This window comes from Streptomyces sp. NPDC021020, from assembly GCF_044333285.1.
Classification (GTDB): Bacteria; Actinomycetota; Actinomycetes; order Streptomycetales; family Streptomycetaceae; genus Actinacidiphila.
This window is the reverse complement of sequence record NZ_JBIRQQ010000010.1, coordinates 111,240-130,169: the sequence shown is the minus strand read 5'-3', so window position 1 is coordinate 130,169 and position 18,930 is coordinate 111,240. Positions and strand designations below refer to the sequence as shown.

Genomic DNA, 18,930 nt, shown 5'->3' with positions numbered 1-18,930 from the left:
CGCGATGCCCGCCCCATCCGGAAGGACATCGACATGTCCCGCATGCAACTCGCCCTGCGCGTTTCCGACCTCGACGCGTCGATCGCGTTCTACTCGAAGCTCTTCGGCGTCGAGCCGAGCAAGCTCCGCGACGGCTACGCCAACTTCGCCATCGCCGAGCCGCCCCTCAAACTCGTCCTCCTCGCCGGCGCCGCCGGCGAGGACACCCGCCTGGACCACCTCGGCGTCGAGGTCCCGAGCACCGAAGAGGTGGAGGCGGCGACCGCCCGACTGAAGGACGCCGGGCTCGCGACGTTCGAGGAGAACGACACGACCTGCTGCTACGCCCTCCAGGACAAGGTCTGGGTCCACGGTCCCGGCCAGGAGCCCTGGGAGGTCTATGTCGTGAAGGCCGACGCCGACCGCCTCGGCAAGAGCGCGGCGGCCGAGATGACGGCGAGCGGTGAGTCCGAAGCGGCCGCCTGCTGCGGAGAATCGGCCTGCTGCACCTCGGAGGCGACGGCTTGAGAGAAACCGGGAGGTCCCGGTAGGCGCAGGGTCCCGCAGACGTCCCCGGTCAGCGGGCGGTACGGCCTTGGCGAGGCGGATGCAGGTGCTCAGTGTTCGGCGAGGTCACGGATGTCCCAGCCTGCGTCGATCATCGTCTCCGCGTGCTGCTTGCCGCGGTCCCGGTGGGCGGCGAGCACGAGCAGGTGGGTGGGGCGCGAGGCCCCGACGAAAACGAGCTGCGCGGCGGCCTGGACGCTCTTCAGCTCACTTCGAGGGTCGCTCCCCAAGGCGACCATGCGGAGTGCTTCACTCACGTCGAACTTCCGGCCGCCCTTCTCCAGGCACTCCAGGATCAGCGTCGCCGCATGGGTCTCACCCTTCGCGCTCTGGATAGTCCCGGGTACCGCCCGCGCCACTGGCGCTGCGGCGGAGATCTGGGGAACACCGCCCGTTGTGGCGGCCAACTCGGCCGCGGGGGTGAACTCCAAGCCGACGGTTTTCAGCGGCCCGTCGGTGAGCAGCTTCATCTCGACAGTCAGTTGTTCGGTGATCATGCCCCAGTTCGCCTCGTCGAACGTGGTTCCGTGGGCGAGGAGTTCGCGCAGCAGAATACGCACCCTGCCGCCGGGGGTCGCTGCGGATCTCTCCAGGCGGCCCAGCGCCGGTATTCCTTCGCCGGTCAGCGGCGTGAAGGACGCGCGTAGGGCGTTCCACAGCTCAGCGGCTGTTTCCTGGTTGTCCGCGCCGGACCTCCATTGGGTCGCTGCCGCGCGGGCCGCGTCGATCAGGGCGCGGTGGGCGGTTGGGCGGCCGGGCGGCGTGTAGCCGGGCAGGTAGCAGGAGATCGACTGTGGGCGGGCGGGGGAGCTTCCCGGGTTCATCCGTGCGCCCAGCACACGCGGCGGGCGTCTGAGAAGGACGTCCTCGGGGAGGATCGTGGCAGCCATGCGTTCGAAGGTCGGTACGACATCGAGCACCGTGGCCTCGTCGAACAGCAGTACCGCCACCTTGCCCTCGGGGCCGGCCCCACGGATCTGCTGGGGACGTCGGACCGCCAGGCGGCTGGCCACTGCCGCGATCTGCGGTCCGAAGCGGCGGCTGACGGGCAGCTCCTGGGTGCCGGTCAGCGGGAACGCCGAGGCGGACCCGCTCACGGCGCCGGCGTCACTGTAGATGCCCTGGTTGGTGTCGCCGACGCGCTGCACCACGGTGGGTGAGGAGGCGAATACGAGGGCCAGCAGTTCGTGCTGGGTGGCGCTGGTGTCCTGCATTTCGTCGAGGAGAACGAACGGGAAGCGTGTAGATACGGCCGGAACGATGCCGGGGTGCTCGGCGAGGTACTGCTGGGCGATGGCGTACATGTCCTGGTAACGGAAGACGCCCCTACTGGCCAGCGTCCGCTTGAGGTTGGACAGCTGCTGGCCGCTCTTAGAATCGGCGCGGAAGGGGAGTTCCCTGGTCGCGCCGGTGACTACGAGTGCGCCGCCCTTGTAGGCGAAGGTCGCCCCGGTGACGATGTGGGTGCCGCCGTGCTGGCGTTCCACGTAGCTGCGCAGAGTGGAGTAGTTGGGTAGTTGCAGGAGACGCTCCGCTGCGGTCGCGAAGGCGGTGTCGTCGACGGATCGGACCTCGACGCCTTTGGTTCGTACCGCCGGAAGCGCGAGGAAGGTGTGCACGAAGGACTGGATGGTGCCGATGAAGTGCGGGTAGCGCAGCAAACTCCGCCCCGCGGTGAGGGAGGCCACCCGGTCGGCGATCTCGTTCTTGGCCGTGTTGGTGTGCGACAGCACGCAGATCCCGCGCGTCGCGGAGGTCCATGCGTCGGCCATGAGGGCGAGCTTGAGCCCGATCAAGGTGGTCTTGCCCGACCCCGGAGCGGCCTGGAGGTCCTGCGTGGTCTCGCTCCGGAGGAAGTCCCACTGTTCGTCGTCGAGTGGGTCGAGTCCGAGGAGCTTGACCATGGCCTCCACCTTGTGCGTGGCGAAGACGTCGGGCGAGTAGGTGCCGGTCACGGGGCCACCTCCCCGCACAGGTGCTTGAAAGCGTCGACCAGATAGGGCGGGACGTCACTTTCTTCCAGTGGGGTAGTGACGAGGAGCTGCGCGGCGAACTGCGCGGCGATCGACTTGCTGGCGTTGTTGAGCTTGAGCGGGCTGTAGATTTTCAGGGCAATCTGCTCCCGTGCCAGGCCCTGGCCTTCCCACTCGGCGATGTCCTCGTCGGCCTGTGCGATGACCTGCGCGGTCTTGGCGGTGTCCGGCCAGGACCGCTCTGCGACGGATGCGAGTTTGACCGCGCGGTGCATCAGCTTGGCCATGGTCGGGGAGGCAGCAGCGAGGTCGTACTCCAGGGTCCACCAGTTCGACACGAAGGTCTTCACCGGCCCACCGTCGTCACTGGTAAGGCCAGTGACGTGGTCGGCGACCTCTTGCTCTGTCATATCGTTCCAGCACTTCAGCTTGCCCCGCACCTTATCCGGGGTGCCGGCGGGGACGAGGTCGCGGTCGCGGATGCAGGCGACGGGAACGGGTATCTGCTCGCCGACGCGCTGGAAGGCGCGGCTGTACCGGAACAGGCCGACGTGGCCGACGTTGACCACGCTGACGCCGTGTTCGTTGAAGGGCCTCCCCAGGGCGGCGGCGAGAGCCGGGAGGAAGATCGCCTCGGCGTCGCCCTCGACCATGGCCAGACCCCGGGCGAAGAACATGTTGGCCTTGGTGACGTCCAGGAACCGGGTCAGGAACGCGTAGTCCTCACTGGTCAGGCGCGTGATGCCGGGCCGCAGCGGGAAGGTGCGGCCCCGGACGACGAGGGTCAGGCACTCGACGGACGCCGAGGAGGCGAGGTTGGGGCTGTGGGTGGTGAGGATGACCTGGACCGGGGCCCCGCCGCCTTCCTGCGGCCCGTTGGCCTTGTCGCGGAGCAGGTCCATGATCCGGGTCTGGAGCTGTGGGTGGAGGTGCGCCTCGGGCTCTTCGATCAGCAGCAGGGGCGCCAGCTCGCTCTTCCCCAGCAGGAGAAGCTCCGCGGCCATGAACAAGGCGTTGTTGTAGCCGAGCCCGCGGCGCGTCCACTCGTCGGACTTGGCGAAGAGATTCAGTTCGAGCCGTTCCAGCGCGCGAGCCAGCGTCGCGTCGGTGGCGACGCTGATCTTGGCGCGTAGGACGTCGTCTCCGATGGCGAACCGCTGCAGGTAAGCCGAGTTGATGTCCTGGCTCACGTCCGCGACTGCGGCGTTGCGCCGGATGTCGTCCTCGGCGCGGCGCAGGATCCCCACCAGCGTCGACGGAGGGTCCTCGCTGGCGGGGTCGAAGTCGTCGACGCCCTGGTTCTTCATCGCCGGATAGCCGGCGAGGATCTGGGACAGCCGTGATCCGCGGCCCGAGCGCAGTTCCGCCTCCGCGTCGCGCAGAGGGCGCAGGTAGGTGGCGCGCAGGAGTTCGCGTGCAGCGCCGTCCAGAGCTGGGCCGTTGCCGTCCGGTCCTGTCCGTGTGGTGACCGAGACCCGGTTCCGGACCGGGTCCATCCGCTGGGCCTTGAACGTCACGCAGAGCCAGGCGGCGCCGTCGTTGTCGTGGGTGAGCAGTTCCAGGAAGACCGCCTGCTCCTCGGTCGACAGGTCGGTGAACCCGCACACGATGGTGAAGGTCTCGGCCCGCCCGGCCTCCCCGAGGTGGAAGTCATCCTGAGAAACGCGGTAGTAGTCGGTCGCCGCGGTCTGCAGGCACAGCCGAATCGCGTCGATGATCGCCGTCTTCCCGCTGTCGTTCTCGCCGACGAGCACGTTCGTCCCTGCCGTGAACGACAAGTCCAGCGACGCGTCCGACTCGTCTTCGCTCTGGGCCGTGGCTCCGAAGACCCGGAAGTTCTCGACCCGAAGATGTGCCAAGTACACAAATTCCCCTGCTGCTGGGGCCGCGGCGCCCCTCATTCTCCGGGAAGGAGCCCCCCGGGCTGCGCGCGGCCCGTGATCGATATTTTCGGGATCCTACGCTCTCCGGGCTCGCCGCCCGGGAGAATCCGGAAGATTGCGGGGGCAACCGGATCAAAGAAGGGAGCAAGCACCGGACCCCGAACGGCGGGCCGCCGTCTGAAAGGGGGAGCGCGCCCACCCACGCAACGCCCGGCATCGCTGTGTACAAGGTCCACTTCGACCGACAGCGGAGGCCGGAACGCAAGCCGATTGCATCTCCACCAGTCAGAGATCATCTACGGTGCGCCCTTGGGTGAGCGAGTTCCCCAGTCGGACTGCCAGAGCGAGTGCGGTCTCGGGATTGATCGGGGACCACCCCCCGCCTGCACGGGGAGAACCTTCGTGACCTGGGCTTTCAGGGAGTCTTTGTGATTCCCTTGCCGTTCGTCTGCGTATTCGCCACTCTCTGGACCCTTCGGTTCCCGTGCTCCTCGAAGTTTCGCACCAAGTACGCACGAGTGACCTGCCGCTCGGGTAATCGAAGCAAAGTCAGTTGTTGGCCTCCAAGGGCCCCGATGCGGGCACTTGTGAGCCCGGTGTGAGCCTGGACGCCGTTGGACCCGGTGGGACCACGGGCCGTGCGGCGGACGGGCTCACTTCCTTGACCCGCACGGATAGGACTGTGGTGGACTACGCGTCATCCTCCGGCACGGGTTCCGGGCGACTCACAGTCCGTCGGCCTCGGGTTCGCACGTGCGGCAGTGTGCAACGCCCGAGCCCGTGGTCTCCTCGGAGCCAGGGACTTTGCAGGGACTTTCAGCTCTGTCGGAGGGACTTTCGAGGGACTTTCCGCTGTACAAGCGCGGAAGGCTCCGACAGAGCTGAAAGGAGAGAAACACCAGCTCAGGCGCTACACGGTCAGCACTCGATGACGTTGACGGCGAGGCCGCCGCGGGCCGTCTCCTTGTATTTGACCTGCATGGTTACGCCATGCCTCAGCGGAGAATCAGGTTTCGAGCAAGTCCGTCGATATCCCTCACTCTGCAGTTCGCAATCCCGAGTGAGGAGAGGGCGGCCCGGTTGAGGAGGGTTCTCTTCTGGTTGGCGTCGTGAGGTGTGGGTGGTCCCCCGTACACGCGGGGGACCACCCACGGTCAGGGGGCGAGTTCTTCGGAGGTTTTCCAGGCTGGGCGGAGGCGTTGGCGTATGCACCCGGTTGCGTCGCTGACTCGGTCCGTCGCAGCGTTCGCGGGGTCGCGCGCGGCCAGGGTCGCCTGGAGCGAGGAGATCTTGCGGTTGAGCGTTCTCACGAGTTGGAAGAAGTCGTCCTCCGTCAGCCCCACCTTGCCGGCGGAACTTGGGGCGGATGACGGCCCGGTCGATCGACCCGTCCGGGCGGACGGCCTTCTGCGATCCGTCGTCAGGCTCGCCCGCGCTCGCGGGGATACTGGGGCGCATGCGTATCGATTTCGATCCTGAGCAGCTCGGCCGGAACGCGTTCTACAGGCTCCTCACGGCGACCGTGGTGCCCAGGCCCATCGCCTGGGTGTCCACCACGTCGGCGGCGGGGACGGACAACCTCGCCCCGCACAGTTTTTTCACGGTCGCCTGCGTCGATCCGGCGGTCGTGCAGTTCACCTCCGTCGGGCGGAAGGACTCGTTGCGGAATGTCGAGGAGACGGGGGAGTTCGTGGTCAATCTCGCGCCCGAGCACCTCTTCGAGGAGATCAACGCGACGGGGACGGATTTCCCGCACGGGGTCAGCGAGTTCGACGAGGTGGGGATCGCGCGGGAGCCGAGTGCGCGGGTGAAGCCGCCGCGGGTGGCGGCGTCGCCGGTGGCGCTGGAGTGCGAGCTGCACAGCACCGTACGGCTGGGGGACTCCACCGTGGTGTTCGGGCGGGTCGTGCATGCGGCGGTGTCCGAGGCGGTGCTGGTGGAGGGGCATCCGGACGTCCAGCGGCTGCGGCCGCTCACGCGGATGGGCAAGGACGAGTGGGGCACCCTCGGGGAGGTGCTGGAGATCGCCCGGATCCCCGTGCGGGAGTGGGAGGAGGGGCGCCGCCGCTGACGGGGCGGCAGCGGTGAGGGGACGGCGGTAGGGGGGCGGGGGCGAAAACCGTTCGACGCCGGGCGGGGGCGCGGGCCATGATCGGGGCATGTTCCGGCTCGCCTTCCTCGCAGACGCCACCGCGGCAGCGGTCGCGGCGTCGAAGGCTGCCTGCTCCGCCCCGGGCGCGAACGCCGCCCCGGCCGGCCGGAACGCACACGCATCCTTCGACGGCGCCCGACGCTGACCCTCCCCGGACCGACGTCCGGTGGGACCCCGCACGGGGAGGGTCGGCCCGGCCAGGGGTTCTCGACTCACCCGGCGTCCCAGGAGGAGACACCGTCATGTCCAAGCAGGCGTACGTGCGCACCAAGCCGCATCTCAACATCGGCACGATGGGGCACGTCGACCACGGCAAGACCACCCTCACCGCGGCCATCACCAAGGTCCTGGCCGACCGCGGCACCGGCACCTTCGTGCCGTTCGACCGGATCGACCGGGCGCCGGAGGAGGCGGCCCGCGGCATCACCATCAGCATCGCGCACGTCGAGTACGAGACGGCGGGCCGGCACTACGCGCACGTCGACATGCCCGGCCACGCCGACTACGTGAAGAACATGATCACCGGCGCGGCCCAGCTGGACGGCGCGATCCTGGTCGTCTCGGCGCTCGACGGCGTCATGCCGCAGACCGCCGAGCACGTGCTGCTGGCCCGGCAGATCGGTGTCCGGCACATCGTTGTCGCGCTCAACAAGGCCGACGCGGGGGACCCGGAGCTGACCGACCTGGTCGAGCTGGAGGTGCGCGAGCTGCTGGGCGCGCACGGCTTCCCGGGCGACGAGCTGCCGGTCGTACGGGTGTCGGGGCTGCGCGCGCTGGAGGGCGACCCGCGGTGGACGGCCGCGATCGGCGAGCTGCTGGACGCGGTCGACGCGTACGTGCCCGTGCCGGTGCGGTACACCGACGCGCCGTTCCTGCTGTCGGTCGAGAACGTGCTGACCATCACCGGGCGCGGCACCGTCGTGACCGGCGCGGTCGAGCGCGGCGCGGTCGCGCCCGGCGACCGCGTCGAGCTGCACACGGCCGACGGGGAGCCGCTCACCAGCGTCGTCACCGGCCTGGAGACCTTCGGCAAGCCGATGGACTCCGCGCAGGCCGGCGACAACGTGGCGCTGCTGCTGCGCGGGGTGCAGCGCGGGCAGGTGCGGCGCGGCGACATCGTCGCGGCGCCGGGCAGCGTCAGCCCGCACCGTCGCTTCACCGCGCGCGTCTACATCGTGCCCGCGGCGGAGGGCGGCCGGCACACCCCGATCACCTCGGGCTACCGGCCGCAGTTCTACATCCGCACCGCGGACGTGGTCGGCGACGTCGACCTCGGCGAGGTCCCGATGGCGCTGCCCGGCGACACCGCCGAGGTCACCGTCGACCTCGGCCGCGCGCTGCCGCTGGAGCCGGGACTCGGCTTCGCCATCCGCGAGGGCGGGCGCACGGTCGGCGCGGGCACGGTGACCGCGCTGCTCTGAGCGGACGGCGACGGCGGGGGCCGGACCCCCGGGCCGGTGGTCCGGCCCCCGCCGCTGCCCGGTACGGTCACCCGTACCGGGCAGCGGCGGGCCGTACCTCGGCGCTGGCTGCGAGCGCCCGCGTGGGTGGCCGAGCCGCCGCTCCGGAGGTGAATCGCCTGCGTCGGCCGTGCCGCAGGCACCGGTGGCAGGCCCCGGGCGCTGGCTGCGAGCGCCCGCGTGGGTGGCCGAGCCGCCGCTCCGGAGGTGAATCGCCTGCGTCGGCCGCGCCGCAGGCCCCGGGCGCTGGCTGCGAGCGCCCGCGTGGGTGGCCGAGCCGCCGCTCCGGAGGCGAACCGCCCGCGTCGGCCGCGCCGTACGCACCAGCCGTAACCCCCCGCACCGGCCGCGCGACAATAGCCCGATGGACCACCACGAGGACCCCCGCGGACCGGGCCCCGACCCCGGCCCCGCGCCGGTGACGCGCGAGACCGACTTCGGCACCGCCCGCCTGCTCCCCGACATCGACCGCGACCGCGCCTGGCTGCTCACCGTGGACGGCGCCCCGCAGTCGTACGTGGACCTCGACGACCCGGCCCACCTCGAATTCGAGTACGTGCGCAGGATCGCGTACGCCGTCGACGCCGCCTTCCCCGGCGCGGAGCCGCTGGACGCGGTGCACCTCGGCGGCGGCGCGATGACGCTGCCGCGTTGGCTCGCCCGCACCCGGCCCGGCGCGCGGCAGCAGGTCGTCGAGGCGGACGGGCCGCTCGCCGCCCTCGTCGCGGAGGTGCTGCCGCTGCCCGAGCCCGCCCCGGCCGTGCACACCGCCGACGCCCGCGCGTGGACCGCCGCCGCCGGGTCCGGCACGGCCGACCTCGTCGTGGCCGACGTCTTCGGCGGCGCCACCGTGCCCGCCGCCCTGACCTCGGTGGAGTTCGTACGGGACGCGCTGCGCGTCCTGCGCCCCGGCGGCCTCTACGTCGCCAACCTCGCCGACGCCGCGCCCTTCGCCTTCCTGCGCTCCCAGCTGGCCACCGTACGGGCCGCGCTCGCGGCGTCCGCTCCGGACGGCGGCGACGTGGGCGACGTGTGCGTGCTGGCGGAACCCGCGGTGCTGCGCGGCCGGCGCTACGGCAACGCCGTCCTCGCGGCGAGCCGCCGCCCGCTGCCCGTCGCCGAACTGGCCCGGCTGTGCGCCGCCGACGCCTTCCCCGCGCGCGTCGTCCACGGCCCCGACCTGGCCCGCCTCGCGCGCGGCGCGACCCCTGTCACGGACGCCTCCGCAACCTCGTCCCCGCCGCCCCCGGCGGGCGCCTTCACCGTCGGCTGACCCGCGGCCCGCCGCCCGCCGTACAGAGGACGCCCGTCCGTACCCCAGTCCGCCCGCTCAACCCCCCGCACCCCTTACGCCGCCCGCCCCTCCTCCGCCTCCCGCGCCGGGACGCGCACCGGTGACGGCGACGGGTGCGGCCGCGCCAGCCGCAGGGTGCGGACGTCGCGGAGCAGCAGCACCAGCGCCGTCAGCAGCACGACCAGCGCGGACGACCCCCACAGCGCGGGCCGCAGGCCGAAGGCGGACGCCGCGGGGCCGGCCGCGGCCACCGCGAGGGGGGTCATGGCGACCGAGCCCAGCCAGTCGTACGCGGCGACCCGCGACATCAGGTCCTCCGGGATCTCCTGGTGCATCGCCAGCATCCAGCCGACCGCGAAGACCTCGATAGCGACACCGCCCGTGAACATCACCAGCGCCAGCGTCCACGCGGGGAGCAGCAGGGCGAGCGCGGCGCCCGGCAGCGCGAGCGGGAAGACGCACAGGGTGCCCACGAGCAGCACCCGGCGCGGTTTCCAGCGCATCATCAGCACCGCCCCGCACGCCGTCCCGAGCCCGCCCGCGGCCAGCGCCAGGCCCCAGGGGCCCGCGCCGCCGAGGTGGTCGCGGGAGACCAGCGGGCCGTAGACCGACTCGACCGCCGTGACCATGCCGTTGACGACGGAGAACTGCACGACGATGCCCCACAGCCACGGCCGGGCGACGACCTCGCGCCAGCCCTCGCGCAGCTCGCCGAGCACCCCGCCGGTGCGTGGCAGCCGGGCGCCGCCGCCGGTGTCGATACGGGCGCGCAGCGCCGCCGCGACCACGAAGCCCGCGGCGTCGACGGCGAGCACCCACCCGGCGCCGACCGCGGCGACCAGCGCGCCGCCGAGGGCCGCGCCGCCGACGGTGGCGGCGTTGCTGGACAGCCGGTAGACGGAGATGGCCGGGCCCGCGTGCCCGGCCTCGACGGTGGCCAGCACCAGGCCCTGGGCCGCGGGGGCGAAGAACGCGTGCGCCCCGCCGCCGACCGCGGTCAGCGCGGCCATCTGCCACAGCGCGGGGTGGCCGGTCAGGACCAGGGCGGCGAAGAGCGCCTGCGAGACCGCGTTGACGAGGTTGGCGACGGCCATCACGTGCTGCCGCGGCAGCCGGTCCGCGAGCGCGCCGCCGACCAGCAGCAGCACGACCATCGCGAGCGTGCGGGCCGCGGCGACGACGCCCACGTCCGTGGCGCTGCCGCCCGCCTCGATGACCGCGAAGGCCGCGGCGATCGTCGCGCCCGCGTTGCCCGCGCCGGTGATGAAGGAGGCGCTCACCAGGAGCCGGAAGTCGCGTCCCGCCCAGGGTGGGAAGCCGAGGCGGCCGCCCCGGTCGTCTGCAGTCATCCGGGGACTATCGCCGTATCCCCGCCGTCCTGCCAAACGGTTTACCGGACCGATTACCGGACGGTCCGGTAAACCCTTCACCGCGCGGTCCGCCGGCGGACGGGAAGGCCACCGGCGAACCGCTCAGCCGCACGCCCGCGCGAGCGGGCGGCGGCTCACTGCTTGATCGGCCGGATCGTGGACATGATCTGGTCGACCACCGACTGCGCGAGCTGCCCGGGGACGCCGGTCCTGGCCCACAGCACCCACACGATCGGGGTCGGGGTCTTCTGCGCGGGGTCCAGCCACGCGACGGCGTAGGCGATGCCGTTCGACGAGCACTTGTTGGCCTTGGGCACGTTCGTCGTCGTGGCCTGCGCCTGCCAGCCGGTGATGCCGTGAGAGTTGTGGAAGGCCTTGCTGTTGAGGGCCGGGGAGACGGTGCCCTTGTCCTTCTCCTGGAAGGCGTACTTCGCCCAGGCCCTGGCCTCGTTCTCGGCGGCGGCCTGCAGGCTCGCCGCGCCCGCGCCGCCCTTGGTGCCAGCGGTGGCGTTGCTGGCGGTGATCTTGCCGTCCTTGCAGGTGTCTTCCATGTAGTACGCGGGGGCGCCGACGATGACCTGCGGGTCTCCTGCGTCGTCCCCGTAGCCGATGCTCATGGACTCGCTGCCGACCGTCCAGCCGGGCGGCACGTCGAAGGCGGAGTTGCGCTCACCGCGCTTGACGACCTTCCAGCCGGCGATGACCGGCTGCACGTCGGTGGAGCCCGCGGGGCCGCGCGGGTCGTCCTCGTCGTCGTCACCGCCCCCGGCCTCCATGGTGCCGGTCGCGGTGGGCGTCGGGGTGGCGGTGGGCGTGGCGGAGCTCGCGGAGACGCTGGGCGAGGTGGTGTCGTGGGCGTCGGTCTTCTTGCCGTCGTCCTTGCCGACGAGGACGACGGTCACCACGACGGCCGCGATCACCGCGAGGGCGGCGCCGATGGCTATCGCGATCGTGGTTTTGTTGCGGCCCGGCGGCTGCCCGCCCCCGGGCCCGCCGGGGAAGGGCTGCGGCGTGGGGTAGCCGATCGGACCGGGCTGCCCCGGTGCCGAGTAGCCGGGCTGCGGACCCGGCTGCTGGTAGCCGGGCTGGGCGTACGGCGACGGGGCGCCGTACCCCGGGGTCGGCGGGTACGGCTGCTGCGCCGGCGGCTGACCGGGCTGTACGGGCGGCCCGGGCGGCTGCGCCGGCGGCTGACCGGACTGCGGGTAACCCGGCTGCTGGTAACCGGGCTGCGCGTACGGATTCGGCGGCTGACCGTACGGCCCCTGGGGTTGCTGCGGGGAATTGCCCGCTGGGTACTGCTCTCCGCCGGATTGTCCCCCGGCCTGCTGGTCTCCTGGCCACATGGCTGGAAACACTAGGGGAGCGGGCTCCGCGGTTCCACGCCGGATGGCCCTACTGGCTGGTAACATCCGGGCATGTCCGAGACCTTGCCGACGCCGGCTTCCATAGGCGCATTCCTCACGGCCACCGTGCCGATGGTCCGCACGCTCCGGCTGGAGTACCTGGAGACCACCGCCGAGCGCGCGGTGCTCGCGCTCCCCGACGACCCCGAGTACCACAACCACGTCGCAGGCCCGCACGCCGGCGCGATGTTCACCCTCGCCGAGTCCGCGAGCGGGGCCGTCGTGATCGGCGCCTTCGCCGCCGAGCTGGGCCGGGCCGTACCGCTCCCGGTGCGCGCCGAGATCGGCTGGACCAAGCTCGCGCGCGGCCCGCTGACCGCCACCGCGGTGCTCGGCCGCCCCGCCGCCGAGGTCGTCGCGGAGCTGGACGCGGGTACCCGGCCGGAATTCCCCGTCGAGGTGTCGGTGCGCCGCGAGGACGGCGCCGAGACCTCGCACATGACCATCGTCTGGACGCTGCGTCCCAACAGCTGAGCGCCGGCGCCCCGGGGGCCCCGCCGGACCGGGCCGGACCGAGCTGACCGGCCGGAACGCACGGCGGCCCGGGCCGGTTCGCCCGTCCGGTCGGTTAGGCTTCCTGGGAGTGCGCCGGGAGCGCACGTTCGACCGTCGTCGTGGGGAGGGACCTCCTGTGCATGTGCAGGACTGGCTCGACGGCATCCCGCCGGTGGCCGTCTACCTGATGGTGGGTCTGGTGGTCGGCCTGGAGAGCCTGGGCATCCCGCTGCCGGGCGAGATCGTGCTGATGACCGCGGCGCTGATGTCGTCGCAGGGCAACGCCAACCCCTGGCTGGTCGGGATCTGCGCCATCGTCGGAGCGGTCGCCGGCGACTCGATCGGCTACGCGATCGGCCGCAAGGGCGGCAAACCGCTGCTCGAACGGCTCGGCAGACGCTTCCCCTCGCACTTCTCGCCGGGCCACGTGGCCACCGCCGAGCGGTCCTTCCAGCGCTGGGGCATGTGGGCGGTCTTCTTCGGCCGCTTCGTCGCCCTGCTGCGGATCTTCGCCGGGCCGCTCGCGGGCGTGCTCAAGATGCCCTACGGCCGCTTCCTGATCGCCAACGCGCTGGGCGGCATCGTGTGGGCGGGCGGCATCACCGCCGTCATCTACTACGTGGGCCAGGTCGCCGAGCCGTGGCTCAAGCGCTTCGGCTACGTCGGGCTGGGCGTCGCGGTGCTCTTCGGCATCGGCTCGCTCGTCCTGGTCAAGCGGCGCGCGGCGAAGGTGCAGGCGGAGATGGAAGCCGCGCCCGCCGAAGAGGCCGAGGTCGCCGCGGCGCCCGCCGAGTAGCCCCGCCCCGCCCGCTCAGTCCCGCCCGTCCCCGACGGCCTCCCGGTGCACCTCGGCGAGCGCCACGTAGTGCTCGGCGTTGAGCCGCACCACCGCCCGCTCCTCCTCGGTCAGCTCGCGCCGCACCCGCGCGGGCACCCCGGCGACCAGCGAGCCCGGCGGGACCTGCATCCCCTGCGGCACCAGCGCCTGCGCGGCCACCAGCGAGCCGGCACCGATGCGCGCGCCGTTCAGTACGGTCGCGCCCATCCCGATCAGCACCCCGTCCTCGACCGTGCACCCGTGCAGCACCGCGTTGTGCCCGACGGACACGTTCTCGCCCACCACCACGGGGAAGCCCGGGTCGGCGTGCACCGAGCAGTTGTCCTGGACGTTGGACCCGGCCCCGACGGTGATCGACTCGCAGTCGCCGCGCAGCACCGCGTGGTACCAGACGCTCGCCCCCGCGCCCAGCGTCACCCGCCCGAGCACCACGGAGGTCGGCGCCGTGTACGCGCCCGGGTCGATCTGCGGCGCCACGCCGAGAATGCCCGCGACCAGCGCCCCGGCCCGCTGCCCCTGCCCGTCCGCCCGCTCCGCCATCCGCCCACACCCTCATGCCGTCCGCCGATCTTCCCCGGCACCGTATACGGTGACTGCGTGCCCAGGAATGAGAACGTGTTCTTTTCCGCGACCGCGGACGCGAACGGTGACGCGAGTGCGAAGGCGAACGGTGACGTGAACGCCGACGCCGACGCCGCCGCGAAAGCGCCCGCGCCCGGCGGCCGCGGCTTCGCGGCGTGGCGGCGGCGCGCGGTGTCGCGGCTCGCGCACCGCGCCTGGCGCTGGGTCCACGACACCGCGGCCGTCACCGCCGAGCGCCCCGGCCCGCTGCGCTTCGGCCGTATCGGGCCCGGCACCCGGCTCGCGCACCCGCAGGGCACCGTCTTCGGGGAGCGCTGGATCCACCTCGGCGACTGCTGCATCATCGGCGAGCAGGTCACCCTCACCGTCGGCCTGCTGCCGCCCGAGGCCGCGCCCCCGGGCCACCCCCCGCCCGACTACGGTCCCGGCCCGGTGCTGCGGCTCGGCGACGGCGTCGTGCTCGGCCGCGACAGCCACGTGGTCGCGCTCGCGCCCATCACGATCGGCGACAAGGTCTACTGCGGCCCCAACGTCTACCTGACCAGCATCAACCACTCCTACGACGACATCACCCGGCCGGTCGGCGAGCAGTGGCCGCGCACCGCGCCCGTGGAGATCGGCGCCGGAAGCTGGCTCGGCGCCAACTGCGTGATCCTCCCCGGCGCGAAGCTCGGCCGCAACGTCGTCGTCGCGGCGGGCTCCGTCGTCCGCGGCGAGATCCCGGACTACGCGGTCGTCGCGGGAGCGCCGGCCCGTGTCGTACGGCGCTGGGACGCCGGCGCCGAGGCCTGGCAGCCCCCGCTGCGCACCCCCGCCCCCGGGGTGCCGCTGGTCGAGGTGCCGGACGAGGCGGTCGGGCAACTGCGCCCGGGAGCGGACGAGTTCCCGCAGCCGGCCTGAGCGGGCGGGCCGCCCCCTTTGCTAGATTCGCGGCATGCGCGCCCCCATCGGAGACTTCGACGACGCCCAGCCCGCCACCGACCGCCGCGAGCTGCTGCCGCCGCCGGTCGCGGCGGCCGTCACCGCCGAGATGCTGCACGTCGACAGCGACCCGGAGAAGGCGGACACCGCCGTCTTCGCCGCCACCTACGGCGAGGGACTGCTGGAGGCGTCGGCCAACTGCGTGGTCGTCGCGGGCAAGCGCGGGCAGGACGTCACGCTCGCGGCCTGCGTGGTGCTGTCCGCCACCCGGGTCGACGTCAACGGCGCGGTGCGGCGGCACCTGGGCGCCCGCAAGGCGTCCTTCGCCGCGATGGAGACGGCCACCGGCGAGACCGGCATGGAGTACGGCGGCATCACCCCGGTCGGGCTGCCCGCGCACTGGCCGCTGCTGATCGACCCGGCGGTGCCGGCCACCCCGTGGGTGCTCATCGGCAGCGGCGCGCGCCGCGGCAAGCTCATCGTGCCCGGCAAGCTGCTCGCCGACCTGCCGAACGCGGTGGTGCTCGAAGGACTCGGCGTCTGAACGCCCCCGGGCGCCGCCCGGCGGTCAGTCCAGCTGCGGGATCTCGATGGCGGGGCAGCGGTCCATGACCATCTCCACCCCCGCCTCCCGCGCCCGGTCGTAGGCGGCCTCGTCCACCACCCCGAGCTGGAACCACACCGCCTTCGCGCCGATGCCGACCGCCTCGTCGACGACCTGCCCGGCCAGGGCGGAGTTGACGAAGACGTCCACCACGTCCACCGGGAAGGGGATGTCGGCGAGCGAGGCGTACCCCTGCTCGCCCGCCACGGCCTCCGCCTTCGGATGGACGGGCACGACCCGCTTGCCGAAGCGCCGCAGCACCTCGGCGACGCCGTACGCGGCGCGCGCGGTGTTGTTCGACAGGCCCACCACCGCCCAGGTGTCCCCGCTGTCCTTCAGGATCCGCCGTACCGTCGCGCTGTCGCCGTACACGCCGTCCTCCGCTCTCTGCCGCACTCGTCGTCGCCCGAAGCCCGTACGTCCTGGTCAACGGGGGGAGCCGCGGGGCCATTCCCCGCCGGGCCCTAGTCTGGACCGATGGCGGACTCCTACCTGACGGTGGCGCGCGCGGGCGTGCACGAGAGTGAGATCAAGCGCTCGCGGTTCCTGTGCACGCTGGCCCCCGCCGCGGACGAGGAGGCCGCGCAGGCGGTGGTCCGCGAGGTGCGGAAGGCTCATCCGGCGGCCACGCACAACTGCTTCGCGTACGTCATCGGTCCCGACGGGCGGCTGCACCGGGCGAGTGACGACGGCGAGCCCGGCGGGACCGCCGGGACGCCCATGCTCCAGGTGCTGCTGGGCCGCGAGGTCCGCGACACCGTTGCCGTCGTCACCCGCTACTACGGCGGGATCCAGCTCGGTGCGGGCGGCCTGGTCCGGGCGTACGGCGGTGCGGTGTCAGCGGCGCTGGACGAGATCGGCACCGTCGAACGGCGCCGCCTGGTGCTGCTGACCGTCGTCGTGGACCACGCGCGGGCCGGGAGGCTGGAGAACGACCTGCGCGCGGCCGGCCACGTGCTGCGGGACGTCGCCTACGGCGCCGCGGTGACCTTCACCGTCGGCGTCCCGGCGGACGACGTGCCCGCGTTCGCGTCCTGGCTGGCCGACGTCACGGCAGGCGCCGCCACCTGCGAGGCGGGCGGCAGCGCCTACGTCGACGTCTAGGGCCTGGCGGCTACCAGCGCGGCGTCTTCTTCTCGTACGAGGGGTCGACGCGCTGCATGTAGCCGGTGTCGTCGCGGTTGCGCAGCCCGCAGCGCACGTACTGCTCGTGCAGCCTGGCCAGCGCGTCGCGGTCCAGCTCGACACCGAGGCCCGGGGTGCGCGGCACCTGCACCGCGCCGCCGGAGAACTCCAGCGCACCGGGGACGACGATCTCCTCGGTCTTCCACGGCCAGTGGGTGTCGCACGCGTAGGTGAGGTTGGGCGTGGCCGCCGCCAGGTGGGTCATCGCGGCCAGGCTGATGCCCAGGTGGGAGTTGGAGTGCATGGACAGGCCCAGGCTGAAGGTGCGGCAGATGCCGGCCAGCAGCAGGGAGCGCTGCATGCCGCCCCAGTAGTGGTGGTCGGACAGCACGACCTGCACGGAGTCGCGGGCCACCGCGGACGACAGCTCGTCGAAGGCGACCACGCACATGTTGGTGGCCAGCGGCATCGGCGCCTGCCGGGCGACCTCGGCCATGCCCTGCTGGCCGGGCGTCGGGTCCTCCAGGTATTCGAGGATGCCGTCCAGCTCCTGCGCGACCCGCACCGAGGTGTCCACCGTCCAGGCGGCGTTCGGGTCGAGCCGCAGCGGCACGTCGGGGAAGGCCTTGTGCAGTGCCCGGATCGCCTCGATCTCCTCCTCGGGCGGCATGACCCCGCCCTTGAGCTTGATCGCGCCGAAGCCGTACTCGTCGGTCATCTTCCGCGCCTGGGCGACGATGCCGTCCGGGTCGAGCGCCTCGCCCCACGCGTCGGGCTCCGCGTCCGGGTGGCCGGCCCACTTGTAGAAGAGGTAGGCGCTGAAGGGCACCGAGGAGCGCACCGCGCCGCCCAGCAGGTCGCTGACCGGCAGCCCGGCCGCCTTGCCCTGGATGTCCAGGCAGGCCACCTCGAAGGGCGCGAAGACCCGGTCGGCGGTGCTGCTGCTGGTGATCATGCCGGTCAGGCCGTGGCCGTCGGAGCCGGTGTCGCCGGCCATCGCCTCGGAGATCCGCCGGTGCATGCCGCCGAGGGTGTGCACGTCCATGCCGGTGATGACGTCGACGGCGGTGTGCAGCCTGCGCAGGTGGCCCTCGTCGGCGTACGTCTCGCCGAGGCCGGTGATGCCCTGGTCGGTGTGGACCTCGACGATCGCCCGCAGCGCGTACGGCTCGTGCACGCCGACAGCGTTGAGCAGGGCCGGGTCGCGGAAGGCGACCGGGGTGATGTCGACGCCGGTGATCCTGATGCCGCCGCTCACCGGGCCGCCTCCGCCGCGACCAGGGCCCGGCCCGCCTCGACGATCCGGGCGAGCTCGGCGAGATCCCCGGGCGTGGGGTCGGTCAGCGGTGGCCGCACCCCGCCGACGTCCAGGCCGCCGAGCCGTACCGCCGCCTTGACCAGCGAGACCGCGTAACCGGGGGTGCGCTCGCGCAGCGCGATCAGCGGGTGGAAGAAGCCCGCCAGCAGCTTCTGCACCGCCTTGTCGTCGCCTGTGGTCACGGCCCGGTGGAAGGCCAGCGAGATCTCCGGGGCGAAGCAGAAGACCGCCGAGGAGTACAGGTCGATGCCGATGCCGCGGTAGGCGGGCACGGTGCCCTCCGCGGTGGGCATGCCGTTGAAGAACCGGAAGTCCTTGGCACCCGCCACGGCGTCCGCGCGCACCGCGGTGACGATCCGGGAGAGCTGGTCGAGGTCGCCCAGACCGTCCTTGAAGCCCACGACCTTCGGCAGCCGCGCCACCTCGACGGCCGAGGCGACGTCGAACCGGGCGCCGCCGCGCTGGTAGACGATGACGGGCAGGTCGGTCGCCGCCGTCACCTGCTCGATGTACGCGACCAGGCCCGCCGCGGGTGCCTGCACCAGATACGGGGGCATGAGCAGCAGCCCGTCCGCGCCCGCCTCGGCCGCGGCCCGCGCGAAGGTGCGGGCCAGCGGCAGCGAGCCGCCCGCCCCGGCGTAGACCGGTACCCGGCCGCCGGTCGCCGCCACGGCGGTGCGGACCACGTCGGCGTACTCCCGCGGTTCGAGGGCGTGGAATTCACCTGTGCCGCACGCGACGAACACACCGCCGGCCCCCGCCTCGACCCCCCGCCGCACGTGTTCCGAAAGAATCGGAAGATCGACCGAATCTTCTGGGGTGAACGGTGTCACCGGGAAGAAGAGCACGCCGTCGAGCATTGATGCCTCTCATTGTCCACGCATATGAACGCTCATCATGAATGCGAATCCTTATGGACTGTAGGCGCCCCCTCGCAACCGGTCAATGGCCAGCGGAAATCGC

At 72.4% G+C, this 18,930-nt stretch carries 17 protein-coding genes; 9 read left to right on the top strand and 8 right to left on the bottom strand.

The window, feature by feature from the left end:
- Positions 1-33 precede the first annotated feature (33 nt).
- On the top strand, positions 34-507 hold the full coding sequence (locus tag ACH4SL_RS28460; RefSeq protein WP_398450603.1) for an ArsI/CadI family heavy metal resistance metalloenzyme: 474 nt from the start codon (positions 34-36) through the stop codon (positions 505-507).
- A gap of 89 nt (positions 508-596) precedes the next feature.
- Here the strand turns inward: ACH4SL_RS28460 and ACH4SL_RS28455 are convergent, their stop codons facing one another.
- Positions 597-2,501 (bottom strand): UvrD-helicase domain-containing protein, encoded by a 1,905-nt coding sequence (locus ACH4SL_RS28455; protein ID WP_398450600.1) that lies wholly within the window; start codon positions 2,499-2,501, stop codon positions 597-599.
- Positions 2,498-4,378 (bottom strand): ATP-dependent nuclease, encoded by a 1,881-nt coding sequence (locus tag ACH4SL_RS28450; protein WP_398450598.1) that lies wholly within the window; start codon positions 4,376-4,378, stop codon positions 2,498-2,500. The genes ACH4SL_RS28455 and ACH4SL_RS28450 overlap by 4 nt, the downstream gene beginning before the upstream one ends.
- A gap of 1,480 nt (positions 4,379-5,858) precedes the next feature.
- Between ACH4SL_RS28450 and ACH4SL_RS28445 the strand changes: the two genes are divergently transcribed.
- The 3 genes from ACH4SL_RS28445 to ACH4SL_RS28435 all read left to right on the top strand — a co-directional run bounded on the left by ACH4SL_RS28445 (position 5,859) and on the right by ACH4SL_RS28435 (position 9,287).
- A complete protein-coding gene (locus ACH4SL_RS28445) occupies positions 5,859-6,473 on the top strand; it encodes a flavin reductase family protein (RefSeq protein ID WP_398450596.1) in 615 nt (204 codons plus the stop codon).
- A gap of 323 nt (positions 6,474-6,796) precedes the next feature.
- Complete coding sequence (gene tuf, locus ACH4SL_RS28440) at positions 6,797-7,975, top strand: elongation factor Tu (RefSeq protein ID WP_398450594.1); 1,179 nt, start codon at positions 6,797-6,799, stop codon at positions 7,973-7,975.
- Positions 7,976-8,378: 403 nt separating this feature from the next.
- The gene (locus tag ACH4SL_RS28435) at positions 8,379-9,287 is read left to right on the top strand and encodes a spermidine synthase (RefSeq protein ID WP_398450592.1); all 909 of its coding nucleotides are present in this window, start codon (positions 8,379-8,381) and stop codon (positions 9,285-9,287) included.
- 74 nt (positions 9,288-9,361) lie between these two features.
- Here ACH4SL_RS28435 and ACH4SL_RS28430 read toward each other — a convergent pair whose 3' ends face one another.
- Entirely contained in the window at positions 9,362-10,657 is a 1,296-nt protein-coding gene (locus tag ACH4SL_RS28430) for an MFS transporter (protein WP_398450590.1), read from the bottom strand.
- Positions 10,658-10,812: 155 nt separating this feature from the next.
- On the bottom strand, positions 10,813-12,024 hold the full coding sequence (locus tag ACH4SL_RS28425; protein ID WP_398450588.1) for a hypothetical protein: 1,212 nt from the start codon (positions 12,022-12,024) through the stop codon (positions 10,813-10,815).
- Positions 12,025-12,096: 72 nt separating this feature from the next.
- Between ACH4SL_RS28425 and ACH4SL_RS28420 the strand changes: the two genes are divergently transcribed.
- Complete coding sequence (locus tag ACH4SL_RS28420; RefSeq protein ID WP_398450586.1) at positions 12,097-12,558, top strand: DUF4442 domain-containing protein; 462 nt, start codon at positions 12,097-12,099, stop codon at positions 12,556-12,558.
- A gap of 157 nt (positions 12,559-12,715) precedes the next feature.
- Positions 12,716-13,375 carry a DedA family protein gene (locus ACH4SL_RS28415; protein ID WP_398450584.1) on the top strand — a complete coding sequence of 220 codons (660 nt, stop codon included), beginning with the start codon at positions 12,716-12,718 and terminating at the stop codon, positions 13,373-13,375.
- 15 nt (positions 13,376-13,390) lie between these two features.
- On the opposite strand, the gene ACH4SL_RS28410 is transcribed toward ACH4SL_RS28415, so the two are convergent.
- Positions 13,391-13,957, bottom strand: coding sequence for a gamma carbonic anhydrase family protein (locus ACH4SL_RS28410; RefSeq protein WP_398450582.1), 567 nt, complete (start codon positions 13,955-13,957; stop codon positions 13,391-13,393).
- 135 nt (positions 13,958-14,092) lie between these two features.
- Here ACH4SL_RS28410 and ACH4SL_RS28405 point away from each other — a divergent pair, with 135 nt between their 5' ends.
- Positions 14,093-14,899, top strand: coding sequence for an acyltransferase (locus ACH4SL_RS28405; RefSeq protein ID WP_398450997.1), 807 nt, complete (start codon positions 14,093-14,095; stop codon positions 14,897-14,899).
- A 34-nt stretch (positions 14,900-14,933) separates the two neighbouring features.
- On the top strand, positions 14,934-15,464 hold the full coding sequence (locus ACH4SL_RS28400) for a YbaK/EbsC family protein (protein ID WP_398450580.1): 531 nt from the start codon (positions 14,934-14,936) through the stop codon (positions 15,462-15,464).
- Positions 15,465-15,488: 24 nt separating this feature from the next.
- Here the strand turns inward: ACH4SL_RS28400 and ACH4SL_RS28395 are convergent, their stop codons facing one another.
- Positions 15,489-15,896, bottom strand: a complete 408-nt coding sequence (locus ACH4SL_RS28395; RefSeq protein ID WP_398450578.1) for a CoA-binding protein — start codon at positions 15,894-15,896, stop codon at positions 15,489-15,491.
- Between the two features lie 105 nt (positions 15,897-16,001).
- Between ACH4SL_RS28395 and ACH4SL_RS28390 the strand changes: the two genes are divergently transcribed.
- A complete protein-coding gene (locus ACH4SL_RS28390) occupies positions 16,002-16,628 on the top strand; it encodes a YigZ family protein (RefSeq protein WP_398450576.1) in 627 nt (208 codons plus the stop codon).
- 10 nt (positions 16,629-16,638) lie between these two features.
- Here ACH4SL_RS28390 and ACH4SL_RS28385 read toward each other — a convergent pair whose 3' ends face one another.
- A complete protein-coding gene (locus ACH4SL_RS28385) occupies positions 16,639-17,907 on the bottom strand; it encodes a glucarate dehydratase family protein (protein WP_398450574.1) in 1,269 nt (422 codons plus the stop codon).
- A complete protein-coding gene (locus ACH4SL_RS28380) occupies positions 17,904-18,827 on the bottom strand; it encodes a 5-dehydro-4-deoxyglucarate dehydratase (RefSeq protein WP_398450572.1) in 924 nt (307 codons plus the stop codon). Before ACH4SL_RS28380 ends, ACH4SL_RS28385 begins: the two co-directional genes overlap by 4 nt.
- Between the last annotated feature and the right edge of the window lie 103 nt (positions 18,828-18,930).